At 62.3% G+C, this 13,826-nt stretch carries 8 protein-coding genes and 3 pseudogenes; 2 read left to right on the top strand and 9 right to left on the bottom strand.

Translation table 11 applies throughout. The annotated features are described in order from the left end of the window. Positions 1-1,134 precede the first annotated feature (1,134 nt). Together IPK20_22445 and IPK20_22440 are read left to right on the top strand one after the other, a co-directional pair. On the top strand, positions 1,135-1,401 hold the full coding sequence (locus IPK20_22445) for a hypothetical protein (protein MBK8019166.1): 267 nt from the start codon (positions 1,135-1,137) through the stop codon (positions 1,399-1,401). Positions 1,402-1,509: 108 nt separating this feature from the next. Continuing rightward, a pseudogene (locus IPK20_22440) lies at positions 1,510-1,977 on the top strand (ATP-binding protein). Between the two features lie 252 nt (positions 1,978-2,229). Here the strand turns inward: IPK20_22440 and IPK20_22435 are convergent. The 9 genes and pseudogenes from IPK20_22435 to IPK20_22395 all read right to left on the bottom strand — a co-directional run bounded on the left by IPK20_22435 (position 2,230) and on the right by IPK20_22395 (position 13,780). Beyond that, positions 2,230-2,481, bottom strand: coding sequence for a hypothetical protein (locus IPK20_22435; GenBank protein ID MBK8019165.1), 252 nt, complete (start codon positions 2,479-2,481; stop codon positions 2,230-2,232). Between the two features lie 1,028 nt (positions 2,482-3,509). After that, positions 3,510-4,268 (bottom strand): ATP-binding protein, encoded by a 759-nt coding sequence (locus IPK20_22430; GenBank protein MBK8019164.1) that lies wholly within the window; start codon positions 4,266-4,268, stop codon positions 3,510-3,512. A 77-nt stretch (positions 4,269-4,345) separates the two neighbouring features. Continuing rightward, positions 4,346-5,623 carry an IS21 family transposase gene (locus IPK20_22425; GenBank protein MBK8019163.1) on the bottom strand — a complete coding sequence of 426 codons (1,278 nt, stop codon included), beginning with the start codon at positions 5,621-5,623 and terminating at the stop codon, positions 4,346-4,348. A 1,151-nt stretch (positions 5,624-6,774) separates the two neighbouring features. Continuing rightward, the gene (locus IPK20_22420; protein ID MBK8019162.1) at positions 6,775-7,203 is read right to left on the bottom strand and encodes a hypothetical protein; all 429 of its coding nucleotides are present in this window, start codon (positions 7,201-7,203) and stop codon (positions 6,775-6,777) included. 758 nt (positions 7,204-7,961) lie between these two features. Beyond that, positions 7,962-9,493: pseudogene (locus IPK20_22415) on the bottom strand (IS1182 family transposase). 202 nt (positions 9,494-9,695) lie between these two features. Next, positions 9,696-10,168: pseudogene (locus tag IPK20_22410) on the bottom strand (hypothetical protein). Between the two features lie 702 nt (positions 10,169-10,870). Beyond that, positions 10,871-11,968, bottom strand: coding sequence for a cyclase family protein (locus IPK20_22405; GenBank protein MBK8019161.1), 1,098 nt, complete (start codon positions 11,966-11,968; stop codon positions 10,871-10,873). 29 nt (positions 11,969-11,997) lie between these two features. Continuing rightward, positions 11,998-13,290 carry a TRAP transporter large permease gene (locus IPK20_22400; protein MBK8019160.1) on the bottom strand — a complete coding sequence of 431 codons (1,293 nt, stop codon included), beginning with the start codon at positions 13,288-13,290 and terminating at the stop codon, positions 11,998-12,000. Beyond that, positions 13,283-13,780 (bottom strand): TRAP transporter small permease, encoded by a 498-nt coding sequence (locus IPK20_22395; GenBank protein MBK8019159.1) that lies wholly within the window; start codon positions 13,778-13,780, stop codon positions 13,283-13,285. Before IPK20_22395 ends, IPK20_22400 begins: the two co-directional genes overlap by 8 nt. Positions 13,781-13,826 lie beyond the last annotated feature (46 nt).

The following is a 13,826-nucleotide window of genomic DNA, read 5'->3' as shown; positions in this document are numbered from 1 at the left end:
AGAATTCCGCGCGAACTTTCGATAGGCCGGTTAAGTGCTGGACTTCAAGACCCGGCCCCGACTATCCAGGCGCGGGCGCTGGGTTTTCCACAGGAGAGGATGGTTGCGAAACCTATACGTTCAACTGCAGATGTTTCTGAGCGTTGTTTCGCGTCCCCAAGTTCGGGGTCGCCTTGTGGCCCTACTTGGGGTTCTAGTGGCGAACGCGTTTGTTTGGATCGATTGGTTGGCCGATTCGGGGTACCTGTTGCTGGGATTTATATTGGGAATGTTGATTTTTCTCATTGGTGCGCGAGACACCAGGGATCGAAACGAGTAGGCACAACGAGAGGTGGCTCAGTCTTCCAGGACACGAAGAGAGGGGCCCCGTGGCGCACGATGGGGTCCGGTCTTGCAGTAACACATTCCCTCAACCAGAATCCGCCCATGTCCCGCCCTCTCCGCATCGAGCTCACCAGTGGTCGCTATAACGGCACTTCTCGCGGTGACAGCCGCGTACGAGCTCCGAAGGACACCGACTCAGGGAGAGCTCCGCGCGAACTTCGAATAGGTCGGTTAAGCGCTGGATTGCAAGACCCTACCCCGTTGTTCTGGAAAAGGACATCGAGTGGTATCTCAAAGAAAGGAAGAGTGGCTGTCTCGGCGTCGCCAGTGGAGACTTTGACGGAGATGGAAAGAAGGACAGTCTGCTTGGCCTTACTGCGCTCCGTGGGTCAGGCAGACTTGTAGTTGTCGCCCTAGCGCGTGGCAACCGCTGGCAGTTCAAGACTCTGGGTAGGTTTCCCGGAGAGCGGCATCGGCTTTACGTTGAGGCTGGTGAGTCTGGCGTGTACAGGCGGTTCAAGGCGCTCGATGGCCCAATGCAGCCGGGCGAATTGGAGGTAATGTCTTGCCCCAACTCTGCCGCGATCTTCGGGACATTGGAATCGTCTGGCGTCGCCCATTGTTACGTCCATCGCAGGTGGAGGCACACGTGGATATCCGACTAATGTGGCCCAACCCTACGCACGAGGGGACCGCAGGCAAGCTTTGATTGCCGGTTCCCCGCCTACTTCGGCGCCGGGCGGCCCGCCAGCTGCGACGTTAGAACTCATGCTCACTTGCCCGGCATGCGACGGACACGGAATCCCGCTGGTGGGGCGGGCATTGCTGCATCTCCGCGAGTACGTGCCTTGCTCGCTTTGCGGCGTGCGGCTTGTTGCAAATCCTTGGCTGTCGCCGATCGCCGCCATTGTGTCTGTTTTGTTCGTGTTGTTTGGCTTGCTTGTCCTCAGATCGTCCTGGGTCTGGCTGATGGTCGTTTTCGTCGGCTACTTGGCGGCGCGCCTTGGTCTTGCGTTACTTTTGCCGTTACGTGTCGGTGGCGGCTCGCTCAACGCATTTCGGAGGTTCGGCCAATGAGTTCTAACCTTTTGGTCAAGCGTACCTGCGCCAGCTCCGCTGGCTTGTCCGCTTGCCGCGAACGTGGGGTGTAAGGCGTGGAGAGAAGGTCACACGATCTGACCGTGCGTGGGCCCCTGTGGTACGGGCAAGAGTCATCTGGCCCAGGCGCTGGGCCACTGTGCCGTCCGGCAGGGCGTGGATGTGATTTTCACCACCTGCACCGGTCTGACTCAGAGCCTCAATGCCGCTCGCGCCACCGGTGGCTTCGAACGCAAGCTCGCTCAGCTCGCTCGCGTGCCCCTTCTGATCATCGACGACTTCGGTCTCAAACCCCTGCGCCCCCCCGCTGACGAGGATCTGCACGATCTGATCGCCGAGCGCTATGAAACCGCCGCAACGATCGTCACCAGCAACCTCGACTTCCCCGAATGGGACCAGGCCTTCCCCGCCAACCGCCTTCTGGCCTCGGCCACGTTGGACCGCCTGCGCCACAACGCCTACTGCCTGGTGCTCGACGGCCAGTCCTACCGCGCACCCAAGGCATTACCGAAGTCCCGCACAGTTGCGTCCTCGTCCAAAGCTGGCCATCCTTAACCCTTCGCGAGATGCCCGTCCCTCCACATCCCGCTGGCCTGATTACGCCGAAAACGCCTGGCCTGATTATGGTGAGAGGTGACATGGGGATACGGCCATATCCTCATTAGAGGACTACTCGAGTCCTCAGGACTTCGACGACGATTGAAGGATGGCGACCAACGCAGCGATAGCCAACCCGCGTTTCCAGGTGCCCGCCAACGGCGCGCTTTGCCCGCCGTCGTCGTCGCCTGAAACTCATCGGTGCCACCGTCAGATTTCGATGCGCTTCAGTTCGAGGCACGTTTCGATTGCGCTGTTTGCTGCACTAGCGACCATCCCTATGCCGGCATCGGCAAACGTTGGTCTGCCGATGATCTTCATCACGCTGCCCTGGATGCTTGTGGCGCTAGCGCCCGTGGTATTGGTCGAGTCCATGGTAGTGACGCGAAGCCTGCCAATATCATTCGGTCGCGCTACTGTCGTGACTTGTGTCGGAAACGTTCTGTCTACGTTGGTCGGCATGCCACTAACCTGGGCCGCTCTACTCGGTCTGGAGGTATGGTCCGGAGGTGACGGTGCTCATGGCCTTCACACGCCTTGGGCCAAGTTCCTCGCAGTCACTTGGCAGGCGGCTTGGCTCCTTCCGTACGAAGGGGCAAGTCATTGGATGATTCCCTCTGCAATCCTGACGCTGATGGTGCCATTCTTCTTCGCCTCATGGTTTGCTGAGTATCAGGTCGGGAAGCGGATGCTGAAGCGCGTTGACGCGGCTTTGGTTCGGCGGTCCATACTAATGGCGAACCTGGTGAGCTACGGAGCACTAGCTGTAATCGTCTTGGCTGGCTCATTGCAGCTACTCGGAGTCCTGCATGAAAGTGGTATCTAACTGTTTGGGCAGCGGACGCGCCAGGATGCGTCGTCGTGCTTTGCTGGTTCCTGCTGGCCCGCCGCTGACGCACCTCGTCAGACCTCGTAACTTGCGCCGCCGTCGGCTGAACCCGTCTTCCACGCAGACAACATCCGCAAAGCTACTGATGAATTCAGCGCGGAATCCACGCATAGGTGGCGGCGCTCGCGTGCCGCTGATAAGGTACTAGGCGCGCAAGCCACCTCTCTATTAGCACAGCCAACGAAGGGTAATCATGGAATCTGCCTTAATTCGGAACGCGAAGACCGGCACCTACCTCGTGAACGGATCAGTAGCGTTTATTCGCATACCTGAGGTCGGGGAGTACGTTCAATGGGGCACCGCCCTCCTCACTGTATCCGCCGTACTACATGGTTGGAATGCGCAGAAGCAGCCGGTGTGCGAAGTCCGCGTCTTGCCCCCCGGTCCAGGCGAAGGGCTGCCTGTTCACGAATCGATGCCTGACGCGGCCTAACAACGGGCTCGAGGGGAGCGCCCAATAAGTTGCTGCCCGTCAGGCTGCGCGCGCCGGCACCCCTCAGCCCGGAACGTTGAGGCTGTAGAAAACCCCCCGTTCTCCCCCTTGATCGCCGGTCTGGGCCTCGGTTGTCAACGGTAACCCAGAATTCCCCAGTGTGGTAATTCAAATCTCCCCACCCGGTTGGGATTCGGAATCGTGAGAACGGATCAGACCGGCCTTGAGTTTCTCCTTCAGTCGGTAAGAGTTGCCGCGGATGTTCAGAGTCACGGCATGGTGCAAGAGCCGGTCGAGGATGGCGGTGGCGATGACGCGATCACCGAAGACCTCACCCCAGGCCCCGAAGCTCTGGTTGCTGGTGAGGATCATGGGACCGCGTTCGTAACGCCGACTGATGAGCTGGAAGAACAGGTTCGCGCCCTGACGGTCGATGGGCAGGTAGCCGATCTCGTCGATGATGAGCAGTCGGGGCGTGGTGAACAGCTTGAGCTTCTCCTCCAATCGGCCTTCGGCCAGCGCCTTGGTGAGGGTGGCGATGAGATGAGCGGCGCTGGTGAACAGCACGCGATATCCGGCCTCGATGGCCTTGAGGCCGAGAGACACCGCGAGGTGGGTCTTGCCCACGCCTGGAGGGCCGAGGACGATAACGTTGTCGCCGTGCTCGATGAAGTGACAGCTGGCCAGTTCCAGGACCTGCTTGCGATCGAGGGACGGCTGGTAGGCGAACTCGAAGGTCTCCAGGGGTTTGACGAAGGGGAAGCGGGCCATGGCGGTACGCATGGCGATGTTCTTGGAGGTCTTGGCGGCAACCTCCTCGCCGAGGACCTGTTCGAGGAAATCGGCGTAGGGCAGTTCGTGACTGGCGGCATGCTGCAGCAGCGCCTCCAGGCGTTCGCCGCTCTTGAGCAGACGCAGCTTGCGCAGGTGCTCGCCGAGACGTTCGAGCTGGGCCGGGGTGGTCATGGCTGCAGGGGCAGCCGATCGGATCGCGGTCCTGGCCATCATGCGTGCTCCTGCGTCGGGTGGGGGAGCAGATGCTCGTAGACCGCCAGATCGCGGATCTCGACCTCGCACGCTGGATCGTCGTGATGCAGCGCTCTGCCGGGGACGGCGGTGCTGTAGCGACTACGGGCATTGCGCAGCACCGCCCCGGGTCCGTGTTCGGGAGACACGCTCAGTTGCCCCCGGCCGGCCAGGACCGGATGGGTGGCGACGATCCGGCCGCGATGGCGGATGACGAACACGCCGCCCTCGCGCACGACCTCCACACTCTGACCGATGAGGGCGAAGGGCACGGAGTAGCGGTTGGCATCGACCGAGACGAGCCAGTCTTCGGCCACGACCCGGGTACGAACCATCGCCTGCAGGAAACTGGCCTGTGCGCCAGTCGGAATCAGCGCACGGGCTTCCTCGGCGAAGCGCTCGATCGGGCGCTGGTGGGTCGTGCCATGGTCGCGCACGTCGGCAATCTCGGCCTGCCAGGTGGCCAGTTGGGCGTTGAAATCCTCCAGGTCGCGGAAGCGCCGACCGGGCAGGAAGTTGCGCTTGAGGTACTTCACGCCCGATTCGACCTTGCCCTTGGTTCTGGCCCGGTACGGGCGACACACCCTCGGGGTGAAACCCCAGTGCGCCGCGAACGCCGAGAAGGTCGTGTTGAACCGCACCCGAGTGTGTCCGCTGCCATCGAGTTCTTCACCCAAGGCCACGGTGCGCATGCGGTCGTAGAGCAGCGTCTCGCAGCAACCGCCGAAATGGGCGAACGCGTGCTCGTGAGCCGCCAGCAGCGCCCCCATGCGTTCGTCGGCATAGCCCTCGGCGTAGGCTCTGCGGCTGTAGCCCAGCGTCATCACGAACACGTGTACCGTCGTCCTGATGCCTCCGAGGCTCACTCGCGCCTGACCCCAGTCGACCTGGGCCTGTTCGCCCGGAGCCGTCTCGAAGCGTCGCTGGGTCAACCCTGCCACGCTCGCCGCTGCCCGCAACGGCCGTACCGCCAGCTTCACCGTCTCGTAGCTGCCTGTAAAGCCGCGATCCTGACGCAATTCCTGCCACAGGATCCGCGCCGAGTAGTGCACCTGTGGAGCACGCTCGGTCAGCCAGTCCCGGTGCGGCTCGAGCATCGTCGACATCGACGGCTCCCGACGGTACGGCTGCCACTGCTCCTGATGCAAACACCGACGTACCGTCTTGCGATCCACCCCGAACTCCCGGGCAATCGCCGAGACGCTCTGGCCGCTGGCGCGGCGCTCACGAATCGCTTCCCACTGATGACTCCCCAACACCGCGTTCTCCCCGTCCCTACTGCCCGCGGACACGGTAACGCGGCCACTCTCGACAGGCGCAGAGCACCCCGAGGCCAAACCTTCTTCAATACGTCCTTCCACTTCCATCTGTGCCTCCTTGGCATCGATGGGTGGGGAGAATTCGATTACCGCAACTGGGGATTATTGGGTTACCGATACACTCCCTCCCTTAAACCTTACGTCCCACTCCACTCGATTCCGACGGTCCGTCATCGTTGTGATCGAACAATACCACATCAGCATTCTGGAGGCGGGCGAAGCCCGCTGTAGCCGGTCAGGTGCATGCGGGGTTTTTTTGCCTGTGTTGTCCATCGCCCTCCTGGTAGACTGCCCCCCCCCGGATGCACCCTAATGGCTCAGATAGAGGGCTTGGCGGGTGCAGCAGTGGCTGGGTGGTGGATCACCCGGTAAACTGCATCAACACATTGGTGTAGGAGTTGGAACCCTTGTATGACGAAAGGACTGCTCGGGTCAATTCCCATACGAAGCACCGCCTCACCTGTGTCCCGACTAGGAAGGTGCGCATCGGCGACGCGCAGGTCGTAGACGCCAAAGAGTGGCGCCATGATTGTTGCCGCCTCAGCGGGCGGTATGCACGTCGCCACGAGATTCTCAAGCGCTTCAACGAACCCCACTTCTTCCCAGACGGTGGCTTCACGATCGTTTGCATTGCGTCTGTATCGAACGAATCGGCAGTTAGTCTTGCGACGTCCTTCGCCAGGGCATACAGGCCGGCCTGGTCTATCGCCCGAAACCGATGGGTTCGCGCAAGCAAGTCTGAGTGGGTCTCATGCTCGCGCAGCAGCCATATCCCAAACCGCTCTGCCCGGCGTGGTTCAGTTGGTAGTCCTTCGCCGGAACTGCCAGGGGCCTGCGTATCTGCTGGCTCCGCGCGCATTTGAGAAGCAATCAATTGTCTGAAACTTTCCCATCTGGTCCGACGTTGTACCCAGCCCATACCCGCTGCAGCCACTCCGGGAGTAGCGCAATGTCTTTGGCGTATACGTTCACAAGTCCGATCGCGTTGACGCCGAAGGTAACGCCGTAACCTGGCGCCCCCTCTATCTTCCCCGTATCGCGGGTGTACCAGCTCAGCGACCCGCCCCGCCGATGAGCAAGGGCTTGCATCACGTCGGGTCGAAACCAAAGCCATCTGCTTCCTCACTAGCGTGCTCGCTTTTCCGTGCACCGGAAGCATCGACGACAAAAGCCACGCCTGGATCGCCTCTGTCACCTCGAATAATGGGACTAGTGGGGGTTGGCTCAATCCATTCGTTGCGCCAGAGTTCGCCCTGGATGCGGTAAAGCTTCTCTCCCTTGTGTTCGATCTCCCAAGATTCGGATGTCACGTCCTCATCCTTTGGAAAGTCGAAACTCGGTACATCCTCGTCTGCATCGACATCCGTGCGAGCAACATGGAAAACAGCGGTCTTGGCTCCGTATGGCATCCCACCGGGCGCGATCGCTGTGATACGCCCCTCCCATCGGTCCAGCCCCTCCTCTTTGCGATAAGGCTCCGACGGCCAGTTGATGTGCGAAGCATCTCTTTCGATCAAGGTGTGAGATCGCGATAAGATGTTACATAGAGGGCCATCTCCTCGAGCATTCAGGTAGTCGCGCAAGTGGCTAGCGCGATCTCGATTAGGCGAGGCGATTGACCAGCTTTGCGGTAGAGCCGCACCACTGGAGATATCCTCGTCCGGGCGCACTCAGTTGTCACCTTCCCGCTTCAGCCCGAGGGTCGTTACTACAAGGTCCTGATGAAGGTGCCATTCCTGCGGATCGCTTCTTATTACCTCGCTGCTCAAGGACTAGATGCAATCCGGACACGCCCCGGTCTTCGTATACATCGGCAGGAATGTAACGACCGTCTTGAACTACCCCAGCATGGGAATGCGATATCCCAACATCCATCCAGCCCAGCACTTCAGCTGCCGCTCGCTGAGAAAGAGGAACTGCCAAGTCCCCACTCCATAGAACTCGCTCTGATAACCCAGGTGCCCCATTCTTCCGACCTCTCCACCCGGTCCACGGAGCGCAGTGGAATCCATACGGCGGACGAGAGCTTCCGCCGACGGACTTCCATCATTTCAACCAAGCCTGGTCCATCACCGGTCTGGGCACTTGAACTAGTTGATGGACGGTAGCGATACCATGTGGGATGCCGCATAACGAGGCTGTAGAAAAAGCCGTCTGCGCGGCCGGACGGTATCGATCATACGTGGACACCGTTTTCCATGATGTTTGCGACTGTCGCACGCGGCGATCGCGACTACTGCCGCGCTTCTCTCGATCATCGTTTCCACATCGCCCTTCATCTCGCCTGCCTCGCCTTCATCAGCTTCTCGATGTTGTGAACCAGGCAGTACAACCGCCACTGCCCCTCCACCTTCTTCCTGCTTCGCAGCGTGAATCGGTCAAGCCCCTTGTTGTGCCGCAGGTTCCCAAACACCGGTTCGACCGTCGCGAAGCGGCGGGTGATCATTCTTCGGCCTTGGTCGGTGTCGATCTTTCGGCGCATGCGCTCGATGGGTCGCTCCGGCGCGGGCTCATGCTTGCCGAGGAATAGCGCGACCTGACGGAGAGTGTCTTGTCGGTTTGCGCAGGCAGCGCTGTCTCAGCTTGCAGCTCCCGCACGCCGTCTGTGTCCCCTTGAACTCGATCGCCCGCGGCCGCCGAGGTTGCAGTTGCCGCCGCTCCGGTAGAGGCGCTTCCCGGCAGGGCACGGATGCAGTGACTCAGGTCATCGCAAACCGTGAAGGCCGAGGGCGGGAACTGCTTCGGCTTCCGGTCCTTCGGACTCTTGTCCCAGAGCGCGTCTTCCTTCGCCTTGTGCCTCTCCTGTCCGGCGTAGCGCTCGTCCCGGTCCCGGTAACCACGGTCGGCGATGTAGGCCTCGACCTTCTCGGACTCCAGGTGGGCGAGGTTGGCTTCGCTGTGGTAACCCGCATCGGCCACGATCACGCTCTCGGGCGTCAGAACAGGTTTCAGGTCTTCCACCATTCCCGGCAGCAGTGCCTGTTCCGAGCCCGTCCCGTGCGCCTGGGCGGCGACGATGATCTGGTGCTTCTCATCCACGGCGGCGACACCGCAGTAGCCCTGCACGACGCCCTTGTCCGTGGACATCTTCGCCGACTCGTTGTCGGTGCGGTTGCTCAGCACCGGCTTCCCGCTCGCGCCGAGGCGGTCCCTGGGGTGCTTCTCCAGCCATGTCCGGATCTGCTTCGCATGCGTTCGAAGCCGCTCGATCTTCTCGACCTCGCGCTTCCTCTGCTCCTGCTCCGGCTCCACCTTCGCGGCGTCCTGTCGGTGGTGCTCGGCCAACATCTTCTCCACCGCGTGTTCCACCTTCTGCGCCTCGCGGGCGAAGTCCTCGCGCAGCCCGCTGCGGGACTTGGCCGCATTGCTCGGGAGCTTGACCCCGTCGATGGCGAACATCTCGTGGCCGATGAGGCCTTCGCGGTTGCAGATGACCAGCACCTGGGTGAAGAGCGACTGGATCGCCTCAGCGTGCCGGCTGACGAAGCCTGCGAGGGTGGAAAAGTCCGGCTGGCTGTCTGCGCTCAGGGCGATGAACTGCACGTGCTGCCGGCAGGCCGCCGCGATGGCGCGGGAGCTGATCAGGCCGCGGCTGTAGCCGAACAGGATGACTTTGAGGAGAACCGAGGGGTGATAGGCGGGCGCGCCGGTGGCGTCGTTGCGGTAGGTCTCGATGAACGGCGTGAGGTCGAGTTCCTGATCTACCAGCACACTGACGGCGTGCTCGAAGGTGCCGGGGAGGATCTGCGCGTCGAAGTCGACGGCGATGAACTTGAGGTTCCTGTCGACGGATCGGAAGTTCGGCATCGGCGACTTCTCCGCAGCAACGCTGTTGCGACGATGATGCCGAGGCCCAGATCGGCGATCAAGGGGAGAACGGGGTTTTTCTACAGCCTCAACGTGACCGGCGACCGAGCGCGAGCGCGGAGGGTACCGGCAAGCGCCGCTTGCCGGGCGCCCGGTTGACGGAAGGTGGGCACCATGCTAAACGATGGACAGCTGTCTAATCTCAGCAAACGAACTCTTGCTCGTCGACATACTGCATTGCCTTATCCCACAGAGGATTAGTCCGGTCCCTAAGGTTCTTTGCCAAGGGCCTTTATCTCGCGTCTTCTCGAAAGTAGTTGTCCGCGCCACGAACCTTGGGATAACTCACCAGTTATCTTGAACTGGACTGAGGAATGTTCTTGGACTTTGCTGCTCAATGTCTTTGTGTCGGTCTCCCATCATGGCGCGCGTCATCAAGTAGTAGTCTCTCTCTTTGAATTCGCCATTGAAGGTGTAGTCGGACCTGGGCGGATACTGCGGTTGAATCCTTCTCTTGAACAGACCGCCATCGACGAATCGGAAATGCAGATTGTCGGAAGACATCTCGTAGCGTTCGCAGTCGACAATGTCGACCCAATGCCCCTTGGCCCGAGAGATATGCTTCTTTACGAAGAGAACTGCAAATGCCTCCTCGGTACTGGCGTACTCAAGGTACCCTTGAGTAGCTTTTCGTTCATGGGTGAGAGTGGGTAGCGACCTCGTGCATGGTGCCCAACGGTCCGCTGCAACCGGACCGTTGGGCGCATCCTGCTTCCTGACACAAATCGCCTCCGCCACGATGGCCGGAGCAAGTCTGCGTTCACCGACTGAGGTTATTGGGAGACCGTTTGCGCCAATGGCGGCAGCCTGCTTCTTAAGCTCTTCTACAGCGTAGTCCATGGACCCTTGTTCGGTCAGCCCCGCGTCTGAGGAGGCTTCGACTATACCAACGACGTCGTACTCAGCCGGTGGTGTCGAATAAAGCTGAACGGCAGAAGGCGCGATCGCTGGCCGCTTCGTGCCGGTGACCACGGCTGAGCCCGTCGCGCAAGCGGAAACCAGGAGAACAGCGATGAGCGCGGCTTTGCTTGAACACTTATCCCTCCACTCGTCTGAGCTGACCTGCGCTTTCAGCGATTACTGCGTGTGCGCGTCCCTCAGGCCGCCCAACGACAAGTCTCACCCATTCGACAAAATTCTTTCCGTCGAATGACATGTAAGAACGCTTCGAAGCCCTCCCGAATCAATCCCTCGTCCACGCATCCCAAGCCCCCGCCCGTTCGGATGCCGCTAACCCGCACTCCCCTCAACCACAGTATGCCCCCGCCCCACCACCGCCGAATGTGAACTATTCACACCCGGCGTGCCTCAACTTCCTCACTGCCCCGGCACCCCAATCGCCACCGGCCTGACCGCCGAACCCGCACCGCCCTTCTCCCGCAGCGGCAGGATCATCGTGCAGGACGTCCACACTTTGTCGTTGGCGATGGCCGCGAGGTTGGCGTGTTCGATGTGGTGGATGCCCATCTGGGTGAGCATGTGGTGGTGGACGACGAAGGGCAGGCCGGGCGGGGTGCCTTCGGCGGGCAAGGCCTTGCCTTGCATCATGCCTTCGGGCACGGGGTCGATGAAGGGTGTGTCCAGGCCGATGGCGACGATGCGCTTGTCGCCCAGGTACTTCGCGGCGTCGTAGGCGAGGCCGGGCGCCTTGAAGTAGTAGACCTTGTCGACGTCCGGATCCTGCCAATTGTCGCCCCAGCCGGTGCGGATGTAGACGACGTCGCCGGGCAGGATGCCGCGGCCGCTCAGGCCTTGCACGGCCAGCATGTCTTCGATGTCCTTGGCCGTCACGCCGCGGCCGGCCTCTAGCGGCTTGCCGCCGCCGACGTGGGTCTTGGCGTCGAGCAGGATGGCGGAGGTGATGAGCGGCGGGGCCTTCTCGATGCCCAGCTTGAGCAGCGGCGAGTCGGGCGTGGGCTTCACCTCGGACTGCTTGAATCCGCCGTAGTAGGTGGCGGTGTCGGAGGGGAAGGGCGGCTGCATCTTCCACGGTTCGGGCAGAAAGGCGAAGTGGCCGATGGCATCCATCTGCGTGGCCTGGGCGGCCGGCTCCGCGCCGGCGTCGAGTTCTTCGCCGTTGAACGCGTGGGCGCTGAACGGGATGCCGCCGGTGGGTTTGTACTTCTGGTTGTACGGGCCGCTGAAGGGCGACTTGGGCATGGTGTTGGAGCGCAGGTACGAAAGCTCGTACGAGCGCGCCTTGGGTTGCGAAAGATGCCAGGCGCAGCGCATCCAGGTGCCGGCGCCGATCTGGTTGGCCATGCCCTGCTCGTCGCCTGCCGACCACGGCGGCGAGGGGATGCGCTTGGCGGCGCGGCTCAGGACCTGTTCCGGTTCCACGGCGGCGGCCCATCCGCTCGTGAGGATCATCGCGACGGCGGCGGCCACCGGCACCAGCACTCGATTGCTTTTCATCTGCTCTCTCCCGTTCGAGGTTCGAAGAATCACAGTCCCAGCGTGCGCGGCAGCCACACGCTGATGGCGGGGAAGGCCACCAGCAGCGTGAGCCGCACGACATCCGCCGCGACAAAAGGCAGCACGCCGCGCCAGACGGCATGCGTGGGCACGTCCGGCACCACGCTGCGCAGCACGAAGATGTTCATGCCCACCGGTGGCGTGATCATGCCGATCTCGACCACGCACACCACCAGAATGCCGAACCAGATGGGGTCGAAGCCCATCCCCTGCACGAGCGGGAAGAAGATGGGCACGGTGAGCAGGATCATGGACAGCGATTCCATGGCCGTGCCCAGCACGATGTAGACGAAGCAGATGGCCAGGATCACCAGCGTGGGGCTCACGGCGAACTGCTTCACGAAGGCATCGAGATCCGACGGCAGCGTCGTGAAGTTGATGAAGTTGGCGAACAGCGATGCGCCGATCACGATGGTGAAGAGCATGGCGGTGGTGCGCGCGGAATCCACCAGCACGTGCTCCATCACCGCGAAGCTCATGCGTCCTCGCAACAGGGCGATGACGAATCCGCCGGCCGCTCCCACGCCCGCCGCCTCGGTGGGGGTAAACCAGCCGCCGTACAGGCCGCCCAGCACGATGGCAAAGAGCACGGCCACCGCCCAGATGTCGCGCAGACCCTTCAACCGTTCGCCCCAGGTCGACTTCTCTCCGGGCGGGCCGAGTTCCGGGTTGCGGGCGGTGACGATCATGGCGGCCGTGATGTACAGACCGGTGGCGAGCACCCCCGGCACGATGCCCGCGGCGAACAGCGCGCCGATGCTCTGCTCGGTCATGATCCCGTAGATCACCATGATCACCGACGGCGGGATCAGGATGCCCAGCGTGCCGCCCGCCGCGATGGCGCCGGCGGCGAAGGATTCGCGGTAGTTGAACCGCCGCATCTCCGGCATGGCGACCTTCGCCATGGTGGCCGTGGTGGCGATGGAGGATCCGCAGATGGCGCCGAAGCCGGCGCAGGCGAGGATGATGGAGATGGCCAGCCCGCCGCGCCGGTGTCCGACGAAACGGTAGGCCGTTCGGTACAGCTCCTGCGACATGCCGGCACGCGTGACGAAGTTGCCCATCAGCACGAACAGCGGCAGCACGGACAGCGTGTACTTGGCGATGTCGAGGATCTCGGTGGCGGTGGACGAGAACGCCGCCGGCCAGGAGCGCATCAGCCCGATGCCCACCACCCCCACGATCGCCATGCTGAAGGCGATGGGCACGCGCAGCAGCGCCAGGGCGAACATCGCGGCAAAACCCACGGCCGACTCAAACATCCTCGCCTCCCACGGGCGGCAGGTGGAAGGTGTCGGACGAGGGCGTCGCGCGGACCATCAGGTAGAGGTGCATCACGGCCGCCAGCAGCAGCATCGCGGCCGTGGCGTACTGGAAGCCGTAGAGCGGCAGGCCGAGCTGGGCGGTGGAATCGCCATACTCGGCAGCGCGTCCAGCGCGGCCGTAGACCAGCCACGACGAGCCGACGAGCACCGCGACGCAGAGGGCGTTCGCGATGCGGTGTTGCCAGGTCTTGATCCGTGCGGGCAGGATCGGATCCAGCAGGTCGAAGATGATGTGCTCGCCCTTGAGCGACGCGAGCGGCATGCCGACGAAGATCACGGCGAGCATGAGCAGCTCGGTGATCTCCACGCCCCCGGGCACGGACGACGAGAACGCCTTGCGGGCGATCACGTCGGCCGCCGTGAGCGCCATCATCGCGAACAGCGCGAGGGCCGCGACGACGCCGAGGATGCGCTCGAACGTCTTCACGTGGTCGGCCGGTGTGCCGGAGGGTGGGGTTTGTGGAGAGCCGGGG

The organism is Betaproteobacteria bacterium (assembly GCA_016713305.1).
In the GTDB taxonomy this organism is placed as follows: domain Bacteria; phylum Pseudomonadota; class Gammaproteobacteria; order Burkholderiales.
Note: the sequence above shows the minus strand (reverse complement) of the source record. Positions and strands in the feature narration are given on the sequence as shown.

What these genes read in the sequence shown, in the direction of transcription:
- IPK20_22435 (MBK8019165.1), bottom strand. Translation starts at nt 2,481, where the DNA reads ATGCCGACCAACGTAGACAGAACGTTTCCGACACAAGTCACGACAGTA.
- IPK20_22405 (MBK8019161.1), bottom strand. Translation starts at nt 11,968, where the DNA reads ATGAAAAGCAATCGAGTGCTGGTGCCGGTGGCCGCCGCCGTCGCGATG.
- IPK20_22400 (MBK8019160.1), bottom strand. Translation starts at nt 13,290, where the DNA reads ATGTTTGAGTCGGCCGTGGGTTTTGCCGCGATGTTCGCCCTGGCGCTG.